Source organism: Clostridium bowmanii, assembly GCF_018861315.1.
Lineage (GTDB): Bacteria > Bacillota > Clostridia > Clostridiales > Clostridiaceae > Clostridium_AD > Clostridium_AD bowmanii.
The window spans coordinates 1-25,419 of the sequence record NZ_JAHLDL010000024.1 but is presented as its reverse complement, the minus strand read 5'-3'; the positions used below and the strand labels follow the sequence as shown (position 1 = coordinate 25,419).

At 31.6% G+C, this 25,419-nt stretch carries 23 protein-coding genes; 21 read left to right on the top strand and 2 right to left on the bottom strand.

Translation table 11 applies throughout. The features are described 5' to 3' along the window. The first annotated feature begins 51 nt into the window (after positions 1-51). From KPL51_RS15645 to spoVAE, 18 genes are all read left to right on the top strand, one after another. Entirely contained in the window at positions 52-912 is an 861-nt protein-coding gene (locus KPL51_RS15645; protein WP_216163420.1) for a DMT family transporter, read from the top strand. 196 nt (positions 913-1,108) lie between these two features. Next, entirely contained in the window at positions 1,109-2,863 is a 1,755-nt protein-coding gene (locus tag KPL51_RS15640) for an Eco57I restriction-modification methylase domain-containing protein (protein WP_216163418.1), read from the top strand. Positions 2,864-3,310: 447 nt separating this feature from the next. Next, on the top strand, positions 3,311-3,553 hold the full coding sequence (locus KPL51_RS15635) for an acyl carrier protein (RefSeq protein ID WP_216163416.1): 243 nt from the start codon (positions 3,311-3,313) through the stop codon (positions 3,551-3,553). Next, positions 3,550-5,019 (top strand): AMP-binding protein, encoded by a 1,470-nt coding sequence (locus KPL51_RS15630; protein WP_216163414.1) that lies wholly within the window; start codon positions 3,550-3,552, stop codon positions 5,017-5,019. The genes KPL51_RS15635 and KPL51_RS15630 overlap by 4 nt, the downstream gene beginning before the upstream one ends. A gap of 19 nt (positions 5,020-5,038) precedes the next feature. Then, complete coding sequence (locus KPL51_RS15625) at positions 5,039-6,151, top strand: LuxE/PaaK family acyltransferase (protein WP_216163412.1); 1,113 nt, start codon at positions 5,039-5,041, stop codon at positions 6,149-6,151. Then, entirely contained in the window at positions 6,148-7,452 is a 1,305-nt protein-coding gene (locus KPL51_RS15620; protein WP_216163410.1) for an acyl-CoA reductase, read from the top strand. The genes KPL51_RS15625 and KPL51_RS15620 overlap by 4 nt, the downstream gene beginning before the upstream one ends. A gap of 133 nt (positions 7,453-7,585) precedes the next feature. Next, positions 7,586-9,385, top strand: coding sequence for a sigma 54-interacting transcriptional regulator (locus tag KPL51_RS15615; protein ID WP_216163408.1), 1,800 nt, complete (start codon positions 7,586-7,588; stop codon positions 9,383-9,385). Positions 9,386-9,695: 310 nt separating this feature from the next. After that, positions 9,696-11,150, top strand: coding sequence for a 4-hydroxyphenylacetate 3-hydroxylase family protein (locus tag KPL51_RS15610; protein ID WP_216163406.1), 1,455 nt, complete (start codon positions 9,696-9,698; stop codon positions 11,148-11,150). A 92-nt stretch (positions 11,151-11,242) separates the two neighbouring features. Beyond that, positions 11,243-11,530: a NifU family protein gene (locus KPL51_RS15605; protein WP_216163404.1), complete on the top strand. Its 288-nt coding sequence runs from the start codon at positions 11,243-11,245 to the stop codon at positions 11,528-11,530. After that, a complete protein-coding gene (locus KPL51_RS15600; RefSeq protein ID WP_216163402.1) occupies positions 11,530-11,802 on the top strand; it encodes a hypothetical protein in 273 nt (90 codons plus the stop codon). Before KPL51_RS15605 ends, KPL51_RS15600 begins: the two co-directional genes overlap by 1 nt. A 17-nt stretch (positions 11,803-11,819) precedes the next feature. Beyond that, positions 11,820-13,118, top strand: coding sequence for an acetyl-CoA hydrolase/transferase family protein (locus KPL51_RS15595; protein ID WP_216163400.1), 1,299 nt, complete (start codon positions 11,820-11,822; stop codon positions 13,116-13,118). Between the two features lie 48 nt (positions 13,119-13,166). After that, positions 13,167-14,540, top strand: coding sequence for a hypothetical protein (locus tag KPL51_RS15590; protein ID WP_216163398.1), 1,374 nt, complete (start codon positions 13,167-13,169; stop codon positions 14,538-14,540). Positions 14,541-14,997: 457 nt separating this feature from the next. Continuing rightward, positions 14,998-15,333 carry an anti-sigma F factor antagonist gene (spoIIAA, locus tag KPL51_RS15585; protein ID WP_216163396.1) on the top strand — a complete coding sequence of 112 codons (336 nt, stop codon included), beginning with the start codon at positions 14,998-15,000 and terminating at the stop codon, positions 15,331-15,333. Positions 15,334-15,346: 13 nt separating this feature from the next. Next, positions 15,347-15,775, top strand: coding sequence for an anti-sigma F factor (gene spoIIAB / locus KPL51_RS15580; protein WP_216163394.1), 429 nt, complete (start codon positions 15,347-15,349; stop codon positions 15,773-15,775). A gap of 10 nt (positions 15,776-15,785) precedes the next feature. Then, positions 15,786-16,541: an RNA polymerase sporulation sigma factor SigF gene (gene sigF, locus KPL51_RS15575; RefSeq protein ID WP_216163392.1), complete on the top strand. Its 756-nt coding sequence runs from the start codon at positions 15,786-15,788 to the stop codon at positions 16,539-16,541. Positions 16,542-16,727: 186 nt separating this feature from the next. Next, positions 16,728-17,180 carry a stage V sporulation protein AC gene (spoVAC, locus tag KPL51_RS15570; RefSeq protein ID WP_216163391.1) on the top strand — a complete coding sequence of 151 codons (453 nt, stop codon included), beginning with the start codon at positions 16,728-16,730 and terminating at the stop codon, positions 17,178-17,180. A gap of 6 nt (positions 17,181-17,186) precedes the next feature. Continuing rightward, positions 17,187-18,203 carry a stage V sporulation protein AD gene (gene spoVAD / locus KPL51_RS15565; RefSeq protein WP_216163390.1) on the top strand — a complete coding sequence of 339 codons (1,017 nt, stop codon included), beginning with the start codon at positions 17,187-17,189 and terminating at the stop codon, positions 18,201-18,203. After that, on the top strand, positions 18,204-18,563 hold the full coding sequence (gene spoVAE, locus KPL51_RS15560) for a stage V sporulation protein AE (RefSeq protein ID WP_216163389.1): 360 nt from the start codon (positions 18,204-18,206) through the stop codon (positions 18,561-18,563). It begins immediately after the preceding gene. 49 nt (positions 18,564-18,612) lie between these two features. Here spoVAE and KPL51_RS15555 read toward each other — a convergent pair whose 3' ends face one another. Next, positions 18,613-21,111, bottom strand: coding sequence for a transglycosylase domain-containing protein (locus tag KPL51_RS15555; protein WP_216163388.1), 2,499 nt, complete (start codon positions 21,109-21,111; stop codon positions 18,613-18,615). A gap of 197 nt (positions 21,112-21,308) precedes the next feature. Here KPL51_RS15555 and yunB point away from each other — a divergent pair, with 197 nt between their 5' ends. Further along, positions 21,309-21,986, top strand: coding sequence for a sporulation protein YunB (gene yunB, locus KPL51_RS15550; protein ID WP_216163387.1), 678 nt, complete (start codon positions 21,309-21,311; stop codon positions 21,984-21,986). 87 nt (positions 21,987-22,073) lie between these two features. Here the strand turns inward: yunB and hpt are convergent, their stop codons facing one another. Beyond that, positions 22,074-22,598, bottom strand: coding sequence for a hypoxanthine phosphoribosyltransferase (gene hpt, locus KPL51_RS15545; RefSeq protein ID WP_216163386.1), 525 nt, complete (start codon positions 22,596-22,598; stop codon positions 22,074-22,076). 122 nt (positions 22,599-22,720) lie between these two features. Here hpt and hflX point away from each other — a divergent pair, with 122 nt between their 5' ends. Both hflX and KPL51_RS15535 read left to right on the top strand, forming a co-directional pair. Beyond that, positions 22,721-24,511 carry a GTPase HflX gene (gene hflX / locus KPL51_RS15540; protein ID WP_216163499.1) on the top strand — a complete coding sequence of 597 codons (1,791 nt, stop codon included), beginning with the start codon at positions 22,721-22,723 and terminating at the stop codon, positions 24,509-24,511. 133 nt (positions 24,512-24,644) lie between these two features. Beyond that, entirely contained in the window at positions 24,645-25,145 is a 501-nt protein-coding gene (locus KPL51_RS15535; protein ID WP_216163384.1) for a hypothetical protein, read from the top strand. Positions 25,146-25,419 lie beyond the last annotated feature (274 nt).

Here is a 25,419-nt window from a genome sequence, read left to right as displayed (position 1 = left end):
AAGCTATTAGAAATGATTATATGTATCTTTTTTGAAAATGGGGGGATTACTATGGAAAAAACGAAAGGAATTTTATATATTGTTTTATCTGCTATTTCTTTTGGTATTATGCCAATACTTGCAAAATTATCATATAGAGGAGGTGCTAATACATATACCACCTTATTCTTAAGATTTTTTTTTGCAGCAATTATGCTTTTGTATTATTTGAAATCCAAAGGAATATCACTTAAATTGGCCAAAAATCAAATATTTTTAGTTACAATTATAGGCGTGTTTGGATTTGCATTTACGTCCACAAGTTTATTTATGTCCTATAATTATATAAGTATTGGATTGGCAACCATGATTTTTTATACATACCCTGCTATTGTTACTTTATTTTCGTATTTGTTTTATAAAGAAAAAATATACCCTAGAAAAATCATATCTTTGATTATTTCCACAATAGGTATTTTTATTTTAATTGATAGTAGGAGTGCTACTTTCAATTTAATAGGGATAATACTGGCAGGCATAGCTGCAGTGCTTTATTCACTATATGTGCTAGGCGCATCTCATAAAGAATTTAGGACTATTAACAGTTACGTTTTAACCTTCTATATCTCATGCGCATCTGCTGTTGTCATGTTTATTGCAGCAATCTCTACTAGTAATTTTAATATGCATATATCTTTTTATGCACTGGTTGCAATTTTATTATTAGCATTAATATCTACAGTGGTTGCTTTAATGGCATTTTTAGAAGGGGTCAGAATTATAGGCCCATCTAAGGCTTCAATTTTTAGTACAATTGAACCTATTGTTGCATTAACACTAGGAATATTAATTTTAGGGGAGTCTATATCAGCTAGGATTGTAATTGGAAGTATATTGATTTTAATGTCTGTAGTTATATTAACAAGAGAATAATTAAAATTTTAACCCCTTTGCAATTCGAGTTAAAATTTTTTTATTTGCTTTCATGAAATTAACAATCATTTTTTCTTAAAAGTGCAATTTTAAATGTTAAAATAAATCTCTCTAGTCTCAATTATAGTTCACCATAGTGTGCATTTATGATATAATTTAATAGGTTTTTAAGTTTCAGATAGGTGGGGAATAATAAATGCTGGATTTGTTCAAACAAAAAATATGTGAATTATATAATATCATTTTAAGTCCAATAGATGAAATGTTTAAAATAACTGCACTAGAAAATTATAAACGGGAAATAGAGTTCACACATCAGAAAAGTTTTGGTGAAGCCTATTATGAGTTTATTAAAAATAATAAAGAAAAAGGTACAGTTTACACTCCAGGTCCAATATCCTCTTATATGGTAGAAAAAACTATAAAAGCAGAGCAGATAATAGAGGATCCTTATATAAAAGTTGTGGATCCCTCTTGTGGTACAGGGAATATATTAATTTGCTGTTTTGAACTTCTTAGAACTTTATTTAGGGATAATTTAGTCGAAATAAATGAGAAAAATGGGTTAAATTTAGAACATCAAAGTATTGATGAACATATAATAGCACATAACTTATATGGTTTTGATATTGACGATATAGCTGTAAAAATCCTTACTATAGATTTATATGATTTAAGTAGGGGGAGAATATGTAGTAATGTTTTAAATGTGGATTTTTTATTATATGAAAATGAATTCAAATATGATATTTTCATAGGGAATCCACCTTATGTTGGTAAAAAATCTATCGATAAGGAGTATGCTTCATATTTAAAAATTAGGTATAAGGAAGTATATAGAGATAAAGGAGATTTGTCTTATTGTTTTTTTAAGAAGGCATTAGAAGACTTGAATAAGGGTGGAAAGTTGACTTTTATTACTTCAAGATACTTTTTAGAGTCACCAAGTGGAGAAGATCTTAGGAAGGTTTTAAAAGATATATGTACTATAGACAAAATTGTTGATTTTTATGGTATACGACCATTTAAAAATATAGGGATAGACCCTGTAATTTTGTTTACAACAAATAATCAAGATGAGAATAGTGAAATTCAAATTGTGAAACCATTAAACATAAAAGGTAAAAACAGAAAAGAATTCTACAATAGTGTATTTTTGAAAAATGGGAATGAATATAATAGTTTTCTTCTTAACAAAAACAAATTAAATAACAAGGGCTGGATTTTAATAGATGAAAAAGAGAGAAATATAATAAATAAAATAGAAGAGAGAAGTTTTACTCATTTAAGTAATATGTGTAATAGCTATCAAGGCATAATAACAGGGTGTGATAAAGCTTTTGTAGTTAATAATGATATTGTTATAAGAGAAAACATAGAAAAAAATATAATAAAACCATGGATTAAAAGTAGTTACATAGAAAAAAATTCGGTCTCAAGAGAAGATAGTTACATAATATATTCAGATTTGATCCAAAGCCCCAAAGAATACACTAATGCAATAGGTCATATTGGATTGCATAGGGAAAAATTATTAAAAAGAAGAGAATGCCAAAGAGGTATTAGAAAATGGTACCAACTTCAATGGGGCAGAAATCAAAACATATTTGAAGGCGAAAAAATAGTATTCCCATTTAAAGCTAGTTGCAATAGATTTGCTCTTGACAAAGGGAGTTATTTTAGTGCTGATGTATATGCATTAATATTAAAAGAAGATGTACCCTTTACTTATGATTTTTTATTGTATTTATTAAATAGTAAAATCTATGAATTTTACTTTAAGACCTTTGCAAAAAAACTGGGTGAAGATGCTTATGAGTATTATCCAAATAATTTAATGAAATTATGTATGCCAATTATGATGGATTTTAAGGGCAAGGACGAAAATTATTTATATGATTATTTTCAATTTAGTGAAGAGGAAAAAAAGATTATACTTGGTGAAGTATAATCTTTTTTTGATTGGCATAAAACTTGCTATAATATTGTGTAGGAGGTGATTGTATGAAAATCATAATTAGTGATTTAGCATTAAAGTACTTTAAAAAACACAATGCAAATTCGGTTATAATTTATAACATTGCAAATGAGACAAGTGCAGGATGAGGTTGTGGAAGTACTAAAAAGTACTATGTCCCTTCGGTACGAATGGGATTTTACAATTGCAACCTAAAGGCATATTCAATTTACTATTATGAAGGATTCAAAATACTTTTGTCAAACAATATAGAAATAAATGAAGAGCGAGAAATAGTTATAGATATAGAAAAAATATTATTTATACAGGAGCTTACTATAAAGGGAATAGATATTAAAATGATATAATTGTAGGATTATTAAAAAACGCATCATTATTGCTACAAATATAAAAAAATATTATAATTTAGGAGGAACTATTATGACTAATTTAGAAAAACTAAACAAGGTGTTATTCTATGTATTTGATTTTAAAAAATTGGAGGATATAAATGATGAACTGGGACCTGATGAAATAGAAAATTGGGATTCTTTAGGACACATAGAACTTATAACAGGTTTAGAAGAGAGTTTTGACATATCTTTCGAGGTAGTAGATATCTCTAGAATGTATACCATAGGAGGCATCAAGAAAATACTTGGGAAATATGGCATTCAGATATGACCTTCACAGATTATATATTCGAGTTTTCATCTAAATACGATAAGACGTCTGTAATTTTTGAAAATGAAATAAGTTATAAGCAAACCTTTGAAAATGTAAATAGAAAAGCTTCTTTTATAAAAAACAAGAAGCTTTTTAAAAAGGATGCTGTACTCTTGGTTTCAGATAATTCTAATTTTTTTATTGAAGCTTATTTTGGGATAATTAAAAGTGGAGTTATTTGTGTTCCTATAAATCCAGCTTTAAGTAATAATGAAATAAAATATATTATTGATTCTCTTAATATTAAGTTGATTTTTACTCAAAATAAATTCCTCGAAAAAATAAATGGATTGATTTGTGATGATGTTGAGATTTATACAGAATATAGTGAGTTTAATTTTACTGAAGTACATGAAAATAGTTATAGTGAAAATATAAGAATAGAAGAAGACGTAGCTGTAATACTCTTTACTTCTGGTTCTACAGGAAGTCCTAAAGGGGTAATGCTTACTCATTATAATCTCATGTATAATACGAATTCTATAATAGAGTTTCTGGAACTTACATTGCAAGATAGAGTAGAAATGGTTTTACCATTTTATTATTGTTATGGAACTTCAATTTTGCATACTCATTTTAGGGTAGGGGGAAGTATTGTCATTAATAATAGATTTATGTTTCCACAAACAGTAGTTGAGGATATAAATAAATATAATTGCACAGGCTTTTCAGGGGTTCCTAGCAATTATCAAATACTTCTTAGAATGACAGATATAAAGCAAACTAGATTTCCATCCTTGAGATACATAACTCAAGCAGGGGGGAAGCTTTCTGAGATTTTTATAAATGAACTTATAGACTCGTTAAAAGGAGTAGACATTTTTATAATGTATGGTCAGACTGAGGCGACAGCAAGGCTATCTTATTTACCACCACATTTAATTAGTAAAAAGATGAATTCTATAGGAAAAGGCATTAGTGGAACTGAACTGGTGGTTTTAAATAGCGAAGGAACCCATGTGAAATCAGGAGAAATTGGTGAAATTGCTGCTAGGGGCGGAAATGTAATGAAGGGGTATTTCAATGATAAGGTAGAGACTGAAAAAGTTATAAAGAAGGGATACTTATACACAGGAGATCTAGCAAAAGTTGATGATGAGGGGTATATATATATTGTTTCAAGAGAAAAAAATATCATTAAAAGTGGTGGAAACAGAATAAGTCCTAAGGAAATTGAGGATATAATATTACAAATTCCCGAGGTAGTGGAATGTGCAGTTATTGGAGTTTACGATGATATTTTAGGCGAAGCTGTAAAGTGCTTTGTAGTAATATTAGAAAACAAATCTTATATAAACCTTAAATATGTATTAGAATTTTGTAAAAAACAGTTGCCCTCATATAAAACTCCAAGGTATATAGAATTTCTAAAGGTACTTCCTAAAAATTCCTCAGGTAAAGTATTAACAAAAGAGCTTAAATAATAATTAGAGGGTGAAATAAATGGAGACTTCAGAATTAATAGATGAGCTAGTACTAGAAGAGCAGTTTAATATTGATCAAGAAAAGAAGGAAAAGCTACTTTTAAATATTATCTTATCGCAGCTAGAACACAATAGGTCAAATTTAAACATAAAAGCTATGTATGATAAATTAGGTATAGATATTAGTAGTATTAAAACACTAGAGCAGGTTCCATATATACCTGTAAATATGTTTAAATACTTTGACCTTAGAATATGCACACAAGAGCAGGTGGTAAGGGTGTTAAACTCTAGTGCTACCACCACAGGGATTCCTAGCAAAATATATTTAGATAAAAGGACTTCTATAAGACAAACACAGGGATTAATAAGTACTTTAACAAGTTTTTTAGGAGGAAAAAGAAGGCCGATGCTTATAATTGATTGCGCTGAAAGTAATAAAAGAGGAGACAATATAACTGCGCGTGGGGCTGCTATAAGAGGGATAAGTACTTTTGCTAGTAAAATTTTTTATGTTATGAATAGTGAAAATGGCGAACTTAAGTTAAATTTAGATAGACTTCGTGAATTTGAAAGATCGTATAAGGATGAGGAAATTTTAGTTTATGGATTTACTTATATATTGTGGTCTAGATTCTTAAATGTATTAAAACAGGAAGGAATAAAGGTGGATATGCCTAAACTAAAGCTCTTACATAGTGGCGGGTGGAAAAAACTTATTTCTGAAAAGGTTGAAAAGAAAATTTTTTCGGAAACTGCATCCAACCTATTAAACACAAGTGCAACTAACATCATAGATTTTTATGGGATGGTGGAACAGGTGGGAGTAATTTTTATTGATTGTCCCAGCGGATATAAACATGTACCGAATTTTGCAGAGATTATTATAAGAGATATACAGACTTTAGAAGAGGTGAAAATTGGTGGAACAGGGCTTATAGAAGTTATGAGTATTTTAGGCTCAAGCTATCCGTCCCAAGCTATTCTAACTGAGGATATAGGCGAATTTGTAGGCATAGATGATTGTCCTTGCGGTAGACGGGGTAAGTATTTTAGATTTAAGTCACGAGTAGATAAGGCCGAGATTCGCGGCTGTGGAGATACCTTTGCGGAAAGGCAGGTGAGAAGATGATAAATTGCTATGGACTAAATGGAGAGTTCTATAAAAGTGGAATAAAATTTGAAGGCTTTGATGAAATAGATACCTACTTAAATAACAATCTCAAGGAGCTACACGCACTTCCTGTAGAAGTTTTATTACTTATTATAAATAAATATAGCAAGAGAATTGCAATAAATAGAGAAATATTAAGAATGGAAGGCGTTTCATTTTTATGCTTTTATTTAAAAAAGGTAAATATGGAAAAACAACTAATACTTAATTTGGGGAATACAGAATATCTTAATAATTTTGTACCTGTAGGGGAAGAAAAATATATTAAAGCTCAGCCCAGGGGTGTGGTATGCCATTGGATGGCTGGGAATGTAGCAACCCTTGGAATTTATTCAGTACTTCAGAGTATATTATGTAAGAATGCCAATATTCTTCGTGTATCTGTGGAATGTGTTAGTGCGGTATATGAGTTATTAGTGCTTTTGGATAATATTGAGGTTGTATATGAGGGGAACGCGTATTCCTCTAAAGTTATATTGAAAAATATTGCTCTTATTTATTTTAAAAGTAAAGATGTATATCATAATTCCCAGATGTCTTTAAAAGCAGATGCACGAATAGTTTGGGGTGGAGAGACAGCAGTAAATGCTATTTCAATTTTACCCAAAAAAACTACTTGTGTAGATTTGATTTTTGGTCCTAAGTACTCCTTTGCAGTGTTTGACAAGTCTGCTATTGAAAGTGATGACTTTGAAGAATACTTAGAAAATCTAGTTACAGATATAATTGCGTTTAAGCAAAAGGCATGTTCTTCACCTCAGGTATTGTTTTTAGAGAAAAGTAAATTACTTGTGGAAGAAATAGCTCAAATCTTAAGTGGAAAATTTCAAAAATTTATTAAAAGATATAATAATTTAGATTTAGAGGAGGCTATAGCTGCAAAGATAATTAATAAAAGAGGGGAATATTCTCTGTGTTTGGATAAATCGTTTTATGCAAGTAAAGGACTTCAATATACAATACTAATTGATAGTGAATTAAAGCTTGAGGAACCCATTACAGGACGAACTATATTTATAAAACAAGTGGATGATATATTGGAGGTATGTCCACTAATTACTAAGAACATACAAACCATTGGCATAGCATCAAAAGATATTAATAAGACAATAGATTTCACGGACAGGGTCACAGCTCTTGGAGTTGATAGAGTTGTGAAAATTGGATATATGAATTTCTATGATTCCCCTTGGGACGGTAGGTTAATAATGAGTGAATTAGTTAGATGGTGCTCTATTAATATAGTGGGAATGATTTAATCTGAACATTCAATTTAAGAATAAACTGAATGTTTAGATTAAACTAGACTTTTTCTGATATAATAAGATTATACTATGTATTGCCAATACAATTCATAGTATGATTTTATTATATATTGAGGGGTGTTTTTATATGAAAGTACAGGATGATATAATGAAATGTAATTATACACTTAAAGAAAATAATACTTTTTATGAAGCAACTCAGCTATTTCAAAATGATGAAGTTGAAGTAATACCAATAATAGATGAAAATGAAATTTTAGTTGGTGCTATAACTAAAAATGATATAATTAGAAATTTTATTAAAGGGACTAAGCCAGATGTATTTGTAAAAAACCTCTCCTTAAGCAAGAAAAGTATTATTAATAAAAATTCTGCAACACAAGATTATATTGCTTCTAAGGAAAGTTATCTGGCAGTTAAAAATGATCAAGGTAAAGCTGTTGGCATTTTTAGCATGAATAGTATATATAAGCAGCAGCTTGCCAATGCATTAGAAAAAATAACTGATCTAAAGCAAAGATTAAAATGTATTGATGAATGCGACGAGGCAAAGCTTAATTGTACAGAATTAGATGCAATTATTGAATCATCTTATGATGGTATATATATAACTGATGGGAATGCTAATACATTAAAGATTAATAGATCTTATGAAAGTATAACTGGTTTAAAGAGAAAAGATATGTTAAATAGGAATATGTATGATTTGCAAAAGGAGGGCTATATATCTAAGTCATCTACTCTTATGGTATTAAAAAATAAAAAATCTAATACCATTGAGCAGGAGTTTAGAACAGGTAAAAAAGTTCTTGTTTCTAGTAACCCTATATTTGACAAACATGGTAATATAACTATGGTGGTTACAAATGTACGAGATATAACAAAATTATACGAGTTGGAAGAAGAACTAGCTAAAACTATGGAGCTTACAGAAAAATATTATTCAGAGATAGAAGCAATGAGAATTCAGTATTTAGATTTAACAAATATTATTGCTAAGGATAAATCAATGTTAAATTTATTGGAGATTGCTAAAAGAGTAGCTAATGTTGATACTACTGTTCTAATACTTGGAGAAACAGGGGTGGGCAAGGAAGAAATCGCAAAGTTTATATATAAAAATAGTACAAGACGAGACAACCATTTTATAAAAATCAATTGCGGAGCAATCCCTCAGAACCTTATAGAATCAGAACTATTTGGATATGTAAAAGGAGCTTTTACAGGAGCCAATAAAGAAGGAAAGATTGGACTTTTTGAATTGGCAGATGGAGGGACGGTTTTTTTAGACGAAATAGGGGAACTTCCACTAGACATACAAGTTAAGCTACTTAATGTCCTTCAAGAGGGGGAAGTGGAAAGAGTTGGATCAATAAAACGAATTAAAATTGATGTAAGAGTACTTGCAGCTACTAATAGGGACTTAGAAAGTATGTCAAAAGAAAAAACCTTTAGATCAGACTTATATTATCGTTTAAATGTTGTCCCACTTATAGTTCCACCATTAAGGGAAAGAAGAGAGGACATTGTACCTTTAATTCAGCATTTTTTATCTGAATTAAATGAAAAATATAATTTTGAGAAAACTTTCACTATTGAAGCTATAAATACATTTTATAATTACAATTGGCCCGGTAATGTTCGTGAACTAAAAAATATTGTAGAAAGAGTTATAGTCATGAGCAGTAGTAATAAAATATTTGAAAGTGATTTACCAATGAAAAACTTTTCTAGTTACAATGAAAAAAATATTTGTAATGATGACATATGTAATTTAAAAGAGGCAGTTGGAAAAATCGAAGCTAACCTCATTAGTAGGTCATTTGAAAATGCAGGTAATGTTCGTGATGCTGCAAAAATGCTTGGCATAGATGCTTCTACGTTTGTTAGAAAACGTAAAAGATATTTAGAAAAAGGGATGTTGTAAAAATGAAACGTGTTGCAAAAATGCAATAAATAATTAATGTTAAACGTATACACATCGTATACAAGCATTTACCGATTTTTGCAAATAAAATTTTTAATATTTGTTGCTTTTATGCAACAAATATTTTTTTTAACCATTTATGTGTGATAAAAATCATAATCACACATTATAATGCTAGGTAAAAACTTTGATATACTTTAAAATCTTGCTACTTTTTTAATAATTGTAGTAATTTATAACTTTGGCACAGGTATTGCTATGTATATAAATAGAAAGTTAATAAAATATATATGTGAAAGGAATGATTTTAATGGGATTAATGACTGGAGAACAATATGTAGAAAGTCTTAGGAAACTGGATTTGAATGTTTATATGTTTGGAGAAAAAGTAGAAAATGTAGTGGACAACCCTATAATTCGACCTTCAATGAATTCAGTTAAAATGACGTATGACTTAGCACAAATGCCTGAATACGAAGATTTAATGACAACAACTTCGACTATTACAGGAGAAAAAATTAACAGATTTGCTACACTTCATCAAAGTACTGAGGACTTAATTAAAAAAGTTAAAATGCAAAGATTATGTGGTCAAAAAACCGCTTCATGTTTCCAACGATGTGTTGGAATGGATGCCTTTAACTCTGAATATAGTACTACATATGAAATTGATAAAGAATATGGTACTGAGTATCATAAAAGATTTAAAAACTTTTTAAAATACGTTCATGAAAATGATTTAGTAGTAGATGGTGCAATGACAGATCCAAAAGGAGATAGAGGACTATCACCATCAAAACAATCAGATCCAGATATGTATCTTAGAGTAGTTGAAAGAAGAGCTGATGGTATTGTAGTTAGAGGAGCAAAAGCTCATCAAACTGGTATATGTAATTCTCACGAAGTTTTAGTTATGCCAACTATGGCTATGAGACCAGAAGATAAGGATTATGCAGTATCATTTTCAATTCCAACAGACACAAAAGGTATTATTATGATTGTTGGACGTCAATCATGTGATACAAGGAAAAGTGAAGAAGGCGCGGATCTTGATGTAGGAAATTATAATTTTGGTGGAGTAGAAGCTTTAACTATTTTTGATAATGTATTCGTACCAAATGAAAGAATATTCTTAAATGGAGAAACTGAATTTGCAGGAATGCTTGTCGAGAGATTTGCAGGATATCATAGACAAAGCTATGGTGGATGTAAAGTTGGTGTAGGCGATGTACTCATTGGAGCTACTGCTCTAGCTGCAGAATATAATGGAACTGGTAGAGTATCACACATTAAAGACAAATTAATTGAAATGACTCATTTAAATGAAACACTATATGCTTGTGGAATTGCATGCTCTGCAGAAGGTCATAAAACTGTAGCCGGTAACTTCATGATAGATTTGTTACTTGCTAATGTATGTAAGCAAAATGTTACAAGATTCCCATATGAAATAGTAAGACTTGCTGAAGATATTGCTGGAGGACTCATGGTAACTATGCCTTCAGGTAAAGATTTTAAAGGCACAATAACTGGACCTTACTGTGAAAAGTACTTGCAAGGTGTCGCATCTGTATCCACTGAAAATAGAATGAGAGTATTAAGATTAATAGAGAATATGTCACTTGGAACAGCTGCAGTTGGTTATAGAACAGAATCGATGCATGGTGCAGGTTCCCCACAAGCTCAAAGAATAATGATAGCTAGACAAAGTAATTTGCCTCATAAAAAAGCTTTGGCAAAAGTGATTGCTAGGATACAAGAATAATTCATCAAATAAATACGTCTTTCACAATATGAAATATCTAAATATATGTGGGCTTAGTCTAGCCCACATATTAAAAAGAATGGAGTGATGTTATGTTTGCTGAAATTGAAAAAATCCTTGAGGTGAATGTTAGGCCAAAGCTTGCAGATCACTATGGAAATATTAAGCTTGTCAGCTATGATGATGGAATAGTTGAAGTGAAGCTTTTGGGGCAATGCAAAGGGTGTTTATCTGCAAAATATACCATTGAGGATTTAGTTGAAGTAACACTCAAAGAAGAAATACCTGGCATTAAAAAGGTAATACTGAGAAATGAAGTTAGTGAAGAGCTATTAGAACAAGCTAGAAAAATTTTAAGTGAAGGTAATAGAGGAAGATAATGAAAATTGGTATTAAATATTGTGGAGGATGCAATCCAACATATGATAGAACAGATGTAGCCTCAAGATTAAAAAAACATAGTGGCTTCAATCACAATATTGAATTGGCAAAGCAAGGAACTATTTATGATGTAATTGTTATTATATGTGGTTGTATCTGTGCCTGTGCTGATCATCAGAATCTTGAAGCTAAATATGAAAAAGTATGCATAATTAGTGAAAGTGATATTATAAAATTACTAAATAATATAGACAAAATAAAAGTTTTGTGATTTGGGGAGTGATATGCATGAACTTAGAACAAATTTATAAATCGAAGGTTGTTACTGCAGCACAAGCTGTGGGGAAAATAAAGTCTGGAAACAGGATAGTTGCAGGACATGCTTGTGGAGAACCAACAGAGGTTATAGCTGCAATGGTTGCTAATTGTGAAGCTTATGAAAATGTTGAAATCGTACACATGGTGGCAATGAGTAGTAGTGAATATGCAAAGCCAGGCATGGAAGTGCATTTTAGACATAACTCACTATTTGTAGGCGGAAATACAAGGGAAGCGGTAAGTTCAGGAAGAGCAGATTTTACACCTTGCTATTTTTCAGAAGTGCCAAGTCTTTTTAAAGGAAATTTACCAGTAGATGTAGCACTTATTCAAGTTTCTACACCTGATGAACATGGTTATTGTAGTTTCGGCGTATCTAACGATTATACAAAACCCGCTGCAGAATGTGCAAAATTAGTAATTGCAGAGGTAAACAATAGAATGCCAAGAACTATGGGAGACTCTTTTATACATGTATCTGAAATTGATTATATAGTAGAAGTAAGTCATCAAATTATAGAACTACAGCCTCCTAAAATTGGAGATGTTGAGAAGGCTATTGGACAGCATTGTGCTTCTTTAATTGAAGATGGGTCCACTCTTCAACTTGGAATAGGAGCTATTCCAGATGCAGTACTTTTATTTTTAAGGGACAAAAAAGATTTAGGTATACATTCGGAAATGATTTCAGATGGAGTAGTTGAACTAGTAGAAGCGGGAGTTGTAACAAATAAGGCGAAGACAATTCATCCTGGAAAAATAGTAGTAACTTTCCTTATGGGAACGCAAAGACTCTATGATTTTGTAAATAATAATCCAATGGTGGAAATGTATCCTGTAGATTACGTAAATGACCCAACTGTAATTATGAAAAATTCAAAGATGATATCAATAAATTCTTGTGTACAGGTGGACCTAATGGGGCAAGTAGCATCAGAAAGTGTTGGGCTAAAACAAATAAGTGGAGTCGGCGGTCAGGTGGATTTTGTACGAGGTTCAAATATGTGTGAAGACGGTAAATCTATTATGGCAATGGCATCCACTGCGGCTAAAGGGACAATCTCTAAAATTGTACCACTGCTTGCAGAAGGTTCAGCAGTTACAACTGGTAGAAATGATGTTAATTATGTGGTTACAGAATACGGAATAGCACAACTTAAGGGTAAAAGCCTGAAGGATAGAGCTAGGGCACTAATAAACATTGCTCATCCAAATTTCAAAAATGAATTAATACGAGAATTTCAAAAAAGATTTAGCTGTGAGTTTTAGCTAATATATAACATTTATTAAAAAATATATATTTGTGGAGGTTTAATTATGGCTATTAAAAGAGAATTTGGGAAAGAACAACCATATATACCTGCTGGTCCATTTAAAATACGTATTCCTTTTGTACATTATAAGTTTGAATGGGCGGATTATGTTCAAGGATTATTGATGTGTGCAGTTTGCCTTGGAGCCATCCCTATGCTTCAGGAATACTTAGGGATGCCGTTTGAAGTAGCAATTGCTGTTGTTGTGCTAAATGGAATACTTTATTGTGCCCATGTATTTTTAGGTGATCCAGTAGTACCAGGCTGGGTTACACCCGCCATTCCACTGCTTATGCTGTATGTGAGTGATTATAAAATGGGACCAGAAAGAATGCAAGCGTTAATAGCATTTGAAATGACTCTTGGTCTTTTAGCATTATTCTTAGGTATTACAGGACTTGGCAAGAAGATAGTTCATATTGTTCCAAATGCAATGCAGGCCGGTATTATAATTGGAGCAGGTATTGCCGCCGTAAATGTTATCTTTGTAAAAGGTGCTCGTTTTGATCAATTTCCGATTTCTATTATTGTATGTGTAGGCCTCGGATTCTACCTTTTATTTTCAAATCATTTTAAAAGTATCTGCAAAAAAAATCGTTTTTTGAAAATAGTATCTAATTTAGGAATATTACCTATTATAGCTCTTGCAATAATATTTGCACCTTTAGTTGGAGAAACAGCTTGGCCTAAGATAGAATGGGGTATAACAAAACCGGCTTTTGGAGTTTTATGGACACAATGGACATTTTTTTCTAAAAATATAGGGTTTCCTCCAATTAGTATGTTTATAAAAGCCTTACCAATGGTTATCACTGCATATGTAGTTCTATTTGGTGATATGATTCAATCTCAAGCATTATTAGACGACTGTAAGAAAGATCGTCCAGATGAACTTATAGATTATGATCCAAACAGATCTCACATAATATTTGGCCTTCGTAACTTGTTAATGTCTGTAATAGGACCAGATCTTACAATGTGTGGACCACTATGGGCAGCAATGCAGGTTGTTGTTTGTGAAAGATTTAAGCATGGTAAAGAATCTATGGATTCAATTAATGGTGGAGCAGGGTCTTTCAGATTTGGTACCCTTACAGGATATTTTCTTCTACCAATAGTGTCATTATGCAAACCTATTTTAGGAATTGCTCTTGCCTCTACAATGTTAATTCAAGGGTATGTTTCTATAAGAGTTGGAGTTATGAAGGCACGTACTGCTAATGACTTAGGTATAGCAGGTATTATGGCAGCAATAGTTGCAACAAGAGGTGCAGCTTGGGGTCTGGCAGCAGGTGTTGTACTTTGTATATTAATTAAATTGGGAAATAAACCTAAATACGATGTTATGATTTTTGAAAATGAAAACTTAGATATTTAGGTAATACAAAGAGTTTAAACTAAAATAAAAGCAGGATAATTATATATTTAATTATGCTGCTTTTATTGCTTTTAATATTTACTTGTTTTTATTTTAATAAATCTTCTACAAACTTAGGTAAAGCAAAACAAGCTTTTTTAATTTTTTAGTAAAGTATCTACTAGCAAATTCATAAGAAGCTGATAAAGTAACTACTTTAGAAGAAAAAATGGAGTATAGTATTTATACACAATGATTTTGATATAGGGTAATAGTTTGATGTATTCAACTTATTTATGAAGATTATTTATCACATATTGTATTAAATGATTACAAATGGTTAGTATATAAAAGAATGAATAAATATTTTAAAAAAAAGAAGGAAAATTATGTAACTTGTAGAATATATAAGAAGAGAAAATTATTTAGAAAAAATTGAGAAATTTTATTAATTTCTAATTATTCGGGGGGGAAGCAGATGCATTTAAATTTTGAGAATAATGACGATAGATTGATTGTTTACATGTCGGGAGAATTAGACCATCATAGTGCTGAAGAAGTAAGGAATCTTATAGACGATCGTTTAGACAGAGATAGCTACAATAAATTAATCATGGATTTCGGAGGAGTGTCCTTTATGGATAGCTCAGGTATTGGTGTAGTTATTGGAAGATACAAAAAGTTACATACGAGGAATGGCAGTGTATGTGTAACTAGCATTCAGTCTTCAGTAAAAAGGGTGTTTGAATTGTCAGGAATGTTTAAGATAATCATGTTATATGATAATGTTGAACAAGCTGTAAACAATATTTAGTGGGGGGATTAATATGTGTCACAATAGAATTAAAATTGAGTTTTTAAGTAAATCGCAGAACGAGAGCTTCGCAAGAGTAGCAGTAGCGGCATTCGCATCACAATTAGATCCTACAATTGATGAAATTAGTGATGTTAAGACAGCGGTATCTGAAGCAGTTACTAATGCAATTATTCATGGTTATGAAAGTGAAGAAGAAATGATAACTATAGAAGCTATTATTGATGGAACTGAATTAACAGTTATTATTAACGATACTGGAAAAGGAATTGACAATCTAGAGATGGCTATGCAACCATTATATACTTCTCGCCCAGACTTAGAGAGGTCAGGTATGGGTTTTACTGTAATGGAAACTTTTATGGATAGTTTAGAAGTAAAGTCTGATAAAGGTAGGGGAACAAGTATAATAATGAAAAAAATATTTAATCCTTTAAGTTAGGTGGAATATTATGGATCAGAAAACAGTGAAAAAAAATAATTATAATTATGAAGATAATATGCAACTCATTCAATTGGTTAGAAGTGGAGAGCCAGGTGCATTAGATAGGTTAGTAGAAATGAACTTACCTTTAGTTGCATCAATTAGTAAAAAATTTCTAAATAGGGGTTATGAGTATGATGATATCTTTCAAATTGGCTGTATTGGCCTAGTAAAAGCTATTAATAATTTTGATACTAAATATAATGTTAAATTTTCTACATATGCCGTTCCAATGATAATGGGAGAAATCAAAAGATTTCTTAGAGATGACGGGATTATAAAAGTTAGTAGAAGTGTTAAAAACACAGCGCGAAAATTACATTATGATAAAGATACTTTAACAAAAGAATTAGGTAGAGACCCCACCATTGAAGAATTATCAGTTTTTTCTAATGTAGAAAAAGAAGATATAGTGTATGCTCTAGAATCTGCAAGTAATATGCAGTATCTATTTGATACAATACACCAAGATGATGGCGCACCGGTACTATTAATAGATAAATTAAGCGAGAGATACGAAGAAGATAACGAGGTTTTAGATAAAATTGCCCTTAAAGAAGCGCTTAGAAAACTTGATTCAAAATCAAGACAAATAATTATGCTGAGATATTTTAAAGATAATACACAAATTCAGGTAGCAAAAATGATGGGAATAAGTCAAGTACAAGTATCAAGAATAGAAAAAAAAGTTTTGAAAATAATGAAGGAAAAGTTAAGTGGTTAAGATGAAAATTAGATAAGCAACTTTAATGTTTGATTTGTAAGTTGCTTATCTAAATGCATCTTATTTTTTTTTGACTAAAAATCATATTATTGCAAACAATATATAAGCACTCAAAATATTTTATATGGATAACATAATTTAATTAATATTTGCTATTTCTATCGAGAAATGCAAGGAGGAAGATCTATGAAAGTGGAAGAAAAAACTATAAGGAAAAAATTTGATAAGCTTAATTCTAATAAAATCCCTAAGCCTAATCTACTGCTACATTGTTTTAATGCATTTTGGGTGGGCGGAACAATATGTGTAATTGGACAATTTATCGGAGACTTTTTTTCTCGAATGGGTGTGCCTAAGGATGAGAAAGGAACTTATGTTTCCATAGTTATGGTGTTTTTAGGAGCTATACTTACAGGTATTGGTATTTATGATAAGTTAGGCGATTTTGCAGGAGCAGGCTCTGTTGTTCCAATTACGGGCTTTGCAAACTCCATTGTTGCACCAGCCATGGAGTTTAAAAAAGAAGGTTTTGTTTTTGGTGTAGCTGCTAAAATGTTTACAATTGCAGGACCTGTTTTAGTATATGGGATTGGGTCATCCGTAATTGTTGGAATTTTATATTACTTTTTAAGGTGGTGATTTAAAATGGGCAGAAGAATTGGTGTTCAAACTGTAGAAATTGTTAGTAAACCTAGAATTATTAGTACATATAATATAGTTGGCCCAAAAGAAGGCCAGGGACCACTGGCAAAGTATTTTGATAAAATCTTAGAAGATGATCTGAATGGAACAGAAAGTTTTGAAAAAGCTGAAACAAGTCTTTTATATACAGCAGTATCGGAGAGTATAAAAAAAGCAAAACTAAAAGAAACTGATATAAATTTTTTATTAGCAGGAGACTTACTAAATCAATTATTTTCTTCAACTTTTGCAGCTAGAGAGCTGAATATTCCCTTCCTAGGACTTTATGGAGCTTGTTCAACCATGGCAGAGTCTTTAAGTGTGGGAGCAATGATAATGGAAGGAGGATTTGCTAATTATGTTGTAGCAGCTACTTCATCACATTTTTCTGCCGCTGAAAGACAATATAGATTACCACTGGAAATGGGAAGTCAGAGAGCTCCAACAGCACAATGGACAGTTACAGGCTCAGGTGCAATGGTTTTAGGGAAAAAAGGTAATTTTCCTTGTGTTACTCATGTTACAATTGGAAAAGTTAAAGACTATGGAATAAAAGATGTAAATAATATGGGGGTTTCCATGGCACCTGCTGCTGTAGACACTATTAAACAACACTTCATGGATACTGGTAGAAAGCCTTCAGATTATGATATTATTGCTACAGGAGACCTGGGAAAGATAGGAAGGCAATTTACAGAAGAATTGCTCTTAGAATATAAATACGATATGAAGGGGAATTATATTGATTGTGGTGAGGAAATTTTTAATTCTGAAAAACAAGGAACTAATGCGGGCGGTAGTGGTTGTGGATGTTCAGCAGTGGTTGCAACAGGTTACTTATACAAAAATATGCTAAAGGGGAAATTTAAAAGGATACTTCTAGTTTCAACAGGTGCACTTCTAAGTACAACTTCATCTCTGCAAGGAGAGACAATACCTGGAATCGCACATGCTGTTTCAATAGAATTTGGGGGTGAATAAATGAATAATTACATAATGGCTTTTATAGTTGGAGGGGTGATTTGTGTAATAGGTCAAATACTTATGGACACCACTAAATTAACTCCAGCTAGAATATTAGTTGTATTTGTAACTGCCGGAGTAATATTAGGTGCACTAAATATATATGATGTGGTGATTGAATATGGCAAAGCAGGTGGAAGTATTCCGCTTCCAGGGTTTGGATATAGCTTAGCTAAAAGCGTAATGAAGGAAGTAGATGAGATTGGATTTATAGGGGCATTTACAGGAGGTATAAAAGGTACTGCAGGAGGTATTACTGCTGCAATCTTTTTTGGATATATTATGGCATTAATATTTAATCCTAAATCTAAAGGATAAAAAAAGCTACTATCAAAAATTGTATTTGATAGTAGTTTTATATTTTGTGTTAGGGGGTAGTAACAGGTGGATCCGTGACGGTTGGATCAGTAACTGGCGGATCGGTAACTGGTGGATCAGTTACTGGTGGATCAGTAACTGGTGGTTCAGTTACTGGTGGAACCGTAACTGGCGGAACTACAATTTGCTGTGAAAAGTTATCAACTGCTGTTGGTAATACATAATCTGAGTCTTCTAAATTCGCATTAGGATTATCTCTCCTTATAAAAATCCTTGTTTCAATCTTTTCAGCTGGTGTAAAGTCTGAGATAAGAACATAATTACCACTAGGGCTTCTGGTAACTTTAGCCAAAACATGTATGCTATCAAGTGTTGTTGGCTGAGTTCCATCAATAAAGAGTTCAGAGTAAGCTCTATTGCCTCTCGGATCTCCATAGGTTAGTTCAGTAGGGATATCGCCAGAATCCTTTGATACTGAATAAGAGGATATACCAGCAGGCCTTTGTACATTAGTCACTGGAAGAGTAGTATGGGCTTCTTTCATAATTTTACCCCATAATAAAGCGGCAGCAGTATTACTGCCCATATCTTGAATTTTAGACCCATTATCTGTTCCAATCCAAATAGCAGCTGAGTAATATGGAGTTAACCCAACAAACCATAAGTTCTTTGAATCAGATGAAGTACCAGTTTTACCTCTAACTGGCATATTGCCAAAAACAGCATTTGTTCCAGTACCACCTGGACTTACAGGGCCTTGTAATAAATCATACATTATATAAGCACTTTGAGGCGATAAAACAGACTTTGCTTCAAATTTTGTAGCTAGCAATACTTTTCCAGATCTATCTACTACCTTAGTATATAATCTTGGAGTAGTACGCATTCCGTTGTTACCAAAAACACCATATGCAGCTGCCATAGTTAGAGGATTAGTCCCCCTATAACTACCGCCATCTAATTGACCTAAGGCCATGGCGGACATACTGGTTTTATCTGTTTCATCTAGTTGCAATCCAAATTTTTCACCATAAGAAACACCAGTCTTAAGACTAATCATATCCTCGAGTTTCACAGCTGCAACGTTAACAGAATATTTTAAACAATCTCTTAGAGTTAAGTATCCTCTATATTTATCCGGTGAATTTCTAGGATCATAAGAAGCTTTACCCGGAGCAACATATTTTTTTCCAATTGCTTCAGGCACAGGTGAATCTTCGATAATTGTTGAGGCCGTAGCTATTTTCGAATCAATAGCTGGACTATATACTGTTAAAGGCTTAATGCTTGAGCCAGGTGCTTTTAAAAAATCATTAGACGCAGCCCTGTTATAAGACATAGGACCTTCATCACCACGTCCGGCTATAATAGTCTTAACTTCACCTGTATGATAATCCATGATAACACAGGAAGCTTGGATATCTGCTTGCTTAAGTTTAAGGTTACTATCTCTAGGGAATATATAATCATAGCTATTTGTTTTTCCTGGTTGTATAGGATCGTCGATTAGGGTTTGCGATTTGTTTTGGAGAGCCCTATCCATAGTTGTAGTAATTTTTAATCCATCGTACATAATCATTGAGCGGGCTTCTTCTTTGCTAATGTTAAGTGTTTTCACTAAATCCTCAGTAACCTGAAGAATTACAGGTCTAGAGAAGGCCTCGAAGTTCATTTTGTTCGCATTTTTTGTTGAAAATTTAAATTTTAACTCTTCAGCCATAGCTGAATCAAGTTGTTTTTTATCAATTTTACCATATTTGTACATGGTCTCAAGAACAGCTTTAGTTCTATTAGAGCTAAAAACAGCTTTAGTTTTAGATGCTTTATATGCCAAACTATATGAAAGACTAGGATTTTGTGCTGCACTTGCAATAAAAGCAGATTGTTTTAAGCTTAGTTTACCAATAGACTTACCAAAATATTGTTGCGCCGCTGCTTCTACACCATTAGCATTTCCACCTAAATAAATGGTGTTCATATAAGCCTCTAAAATTTGAGGTTTGGTTAAAACTTTTTCTAGTTGAAGTGACAGTGAAATTTCTTGAACTTTTCTTTTTATAGATGTTCTATTTTCTATAGAATCTTCTAAAAACATTCTATATTTAACCAACTGCTGAGTTATAGTTGATGCACCTTGTAGACTTTCGTCACTTCCCTTTAATTTAATTTTTACATCATTAAATATAGCACCGCCTAATCTTTTTAAGTCAATGCCTGAGTGAGTGTCAAATCTAGAATCCTCAATACTTGTAAAAGCATCTTTAAGAATAGATGGAACGTTATTAATAGATATATTAATTCTTTTTTCTGAGGTGATGTATTCGTCCATATACTTGCCAGAATTGTCATATAATATTGAGGGCTCATCTAATTTTAAAAAGGCATTGATATCTAAGTCAGGCGCTGTCTTAATCATAGCAAGGACTACTCCACCCATAGCTACAATAGTTATTAAGGCTATAAACAGAATAGTAAAAACGAGGGTTTTAAAAACTTTCTTACCCGTTCTTTTTTTCTTCTTTTTCTGCGTAGTTTCTTTATCGTTCATTGTGAATCCTCCTTGTATTTCTCTGGAGTGGATGACAATTAATATGCGCTAGATGTTCCACTAAAAAATTCATGCTATCTAACTATAATTATTCTTAATATTATACCATATAATTATACTAATATAAAATATCCATTTTCATAAGGTATTTAATTCTGCAAGTTAATACAGTTACATATAATAACATATAACCTTTTATGGAGGTAATAAATATCAAACATAAAATAAGAAATAGGGCATTATTAATTATAACCATAATTATAATAAATTTTACAATTTTCATATATATTTTTGATAGAACCGTAATGCCCACCGTAATGGCGGTGGCAGATGCAGAAATGAGAGCAAAAGCTACAGAGATTGTTAATAGAGCAATTATAAATGAATACTCTAAGCAATTTAAATATGATGAAATTATAAGGGTGGATAAAGATTCTGAGGGGAATATTGTAATGTTAAAAGCGGATACTTTAAAAATGAATAAAATAGCCTGTGATGTTGCGTTGGAATCCCAAAAGGAACTAATGAAATTAGGAGAAATAGGTATTAAAATTCCGATAGGTTACATAACAAGAAATAATATTTTGTCATATTATGGTCCTTGCATTACAATAAATATGCAACCGATAGGCCTTGTAGAGACTAAATATTCCTCTGAGTTTGAAAGTGCAGGTATAAATCAAACCAGGCATAAAATTTATGTTAAAGTGAAAACCACGGTTAGAGTAATTATTCCATTGAGAAGCAATGATATTGAGGTAGCCAATGAAATACCGATTGCTGAAACTATTATAGTGGGGAAAACACCTAATACTGCAATTGGGTTAGATTTAAATGGCACAGGTTTTAAATTAGGGAATAGTAGTAATAATTAATTTAAACATAAAAAGAGTATGCAATTGATTAAATTGCATACTCTTTTTATGTTTAAAAACATTTTTAAATGAAATATTTAAAATTACTTAATCTTCCCAATTAAATACATAAGGTATATTTCTATAGTAGTCCCCATAATTTAGTCCATAACCTACCACAAAAAGATCAGGAATTTCAAAACAACAATAATCAGGTACTATATCAATTTTCCTTCTTTCATGTTTATCTAAAAGTACACAAGATTTAACACTAGCAACTCCTAAAGATTTAACCCGAGTCATAATGGAATCCATAGTTATTCCAGTATCAACAATATCATCTACTATTAATACGTCAAAGCCAGAAATATTGTCTGGTATATCATTTATAATATTAACTGACCCGCTAGACTCTTCATCTGCACCATAGCTAGAAGTTGTCATAAAGCCTATTTTTGTAGGTACAGTAATTTTACGTACAAGGTCCGCAGTAAATATAAAGCTCCCTCGGAGTAATGAAAGAATATATAATTTCTTTCCATCATAATCTTTGGAAATTTCTGCGCCAAGTTGTTCAACTCTTTCATCAATTTGCTCTTTAGATATAAGAATATTTACTTTTTTATTATCCAATGTTAATCCCGCCCTCATTATATATTTACAATATTCCTTTAATAGTATAAAATTATAAGAAAGTTGTCAAGTATAACAATAAGAAAAATTATTTAAATATTAATGAAATGGAGTGATTTATGATGATATATGGAAATGTTGATGGGGTTAAGAATTCAATTTTAAATAAATTAGAAAATGCTTGTGAAATAAGAGTTTCTAAAGATTGTATTTTATCTGAAGAATTGGTAGATATATTAGTTGAGGTAACAAGGGATTTAGAAAGGGAAGTCAGTGCGGCTATCGATAGAAAAGGTAAAATAATTAGTATGGCAATTGGTGATAGTAGTTCAGTTGACCTGCCTATAATTGACATAAGAGAAGGACGATTATCTGGGGTTAAAATAATACACACTCACCCAAACGGTAATTCTAGATTGTCTGCTCTTGATATGTCAGCACTAATAAAATTAAAATTAGATTGTATAGTGGCTATTGGAGTAGCAGCAGAAAAAGAAAAAATAAGATATAATGTAGGCTTTTGTGTAATAGAAGATAATATTTTAATAGAAGAAGAAGTAGGACCTATAAATATAAATCAGATATTGGAATATGATGTAATAGGCAAAGTTAAACAAATTGAAAAAGCAATGAAAACAAGTGAAATTATGGAAGATGATGCTGAGAGAGCTGTTTTAGTGGGTATTGAAAGTGAAGAGGATTTATTAGAGCTTCGGGAATTGGCAAAGGCATGTAATGTAGAAACTGTAGATATGATTCTGCAAAATAGACATAAAATAGATGCAGCACTATATATCGGTAGCGGTAAAGCAGAAGAAATAGCGGTTATTAGGCAAGCACTAAGAGCAAATTTAGTTATTTTTGATGATGAATTATCAGGATCTCAAGTCAGAAATCTGGAGGAAGTGCTTGGGTGTAAGGTTATAGATAGAACCACACTCATATTGGAAATATTTGCACGAAGAGCTAAAACTCGTGAAGCCAAGATTCAAGTTGAACTTGCACAATTAAAATATAGGCTACCACGTTTAACGGGACTTGGGACAATGCTTTCAAGAACTGGTGCAGGAATTGGAACTAGGGGTCCTGGAGAGAAAAAGCTAGAAATTGATAAAAGACGAATAAGAGAAGGTATTTTTGATTTAAACAAAGAATTAGAAAAAATAAGAACCACTAGAAATGTACAAAGAGAAAAGAGAAGTCGCGAAAGCATTTCAAAAATATCCTTAGTTGGGTACACTAACTCTGGTAAATCAACACTTAGAAATGTACTATGCGAGGTAGCAGCTTTAAAAACTATTGTGCAAAAGGATAAGGTTTTTGAAGCAGATATGCTTTTTGCAACATTAGATGTAACAACAAGAGCCCTATTATTACCTGACAATCGTGTGGCAGCAGTAACGGATACTGTAGGTTTTATAAGAAAACTTCCACATGACTTAGTAGAAGCATTTAAATCAACCCTTGAAGAAGTGGTGTATTCAGATTTGCTTATGCATGTTGTAGATGCATCTTCAGACAATGCCGAGATACAAATCGAGGCTGTAGATGCGGTTTTAACAGAACTTGCAGTAATTGATAAGCCAATGATATTGTTATTAAATAAGATTGATAAAGCCTCACCAGAAAACATTTTGAAGCTCAAAGAAAAATATAAAAACTTAAAATGTATAGAAATATCAGCTAAATATGGTACTAATTTGGAAGAGTTATTGAAAGAAGCTTGTGAAGAACTTCCATATATGCTTAAAAAAATCAAGGTGCTTATTCCATACACAGATCAAGCTATGGTGGCATATTTGCACAGAGGTTCAAAGGTGGACTCAGAAGAATATAATGAAGAAGGAACACTTATGACTGTGCAAGGGGACGATGAAGTTTATAATAAGTGTGAAAAATATATTGTAATTTAATTAAAATTCTAAATAAGGATAAAGAAAATACTTTACTCATAAAAAAATCACAATAAGTGTAATAAAGTTTGTAGCTAGATTATATAATTTAATAGAAGGTCTATTGCATTTATCATAGGATTTAGGAGTAGATATGGGAGAGGAAAAATCAAATTCAGAGAAGAGAAAAAGTCATATTAAAAAAACACTTAAATATAATTCCAAGAATCAAGATAAGATGCCGAATGAAGGTGACACTCTTGCTCAGCCTGTACCTGATGCCTCTGACACAACTGGGACCGTTGGAACAACTAACAATTTTGATGTTGCATCATTGGCAGATAAGGCTGTAAATATAAATATTTTGAAATATGAAGTAGACAGATTGCCACTAGATTTTAAAGCAAGAGCTTATTTTGAAAATGATGTAAGGCCATTAGTAGACACTTTGTATACTCTATCTCTTGCATCTATTGATTACTCAACTGCTGCAAAAAATTTGGCGGGTATAAATTTTGGACATACTTCACAAATAAAAGATGCTATAGATTTAACTGACGAAATCAATGAGATTTCTGAAGATCTAGTAAAAGTATTGAGATGTAAAATTGACAACATGCTGAATTTATCAAAGTACGATTGTAAATGTAAATGATTCTTTAAATTTTAAAGAGAACAAGTTTAATTAACGTTAGGCTTGTTCTATTATTTTATTTTTAAGAAAATATCTTTGCTTTTCATACTAAGATTATTTTATAAAAAAGTGGTAAAAATAAATAGGATAATAAATTTGGAGGTAGCGTTATGGAAAAAATATGTCCTGTTTGTAATAAAATTGAACTTCAATTCGTAATTTAGATCTACAGAATTAAAAACTTACAAATTTGCATTTGTTTTACAAATATTTACAAAAAGGATTTTAAACTTTT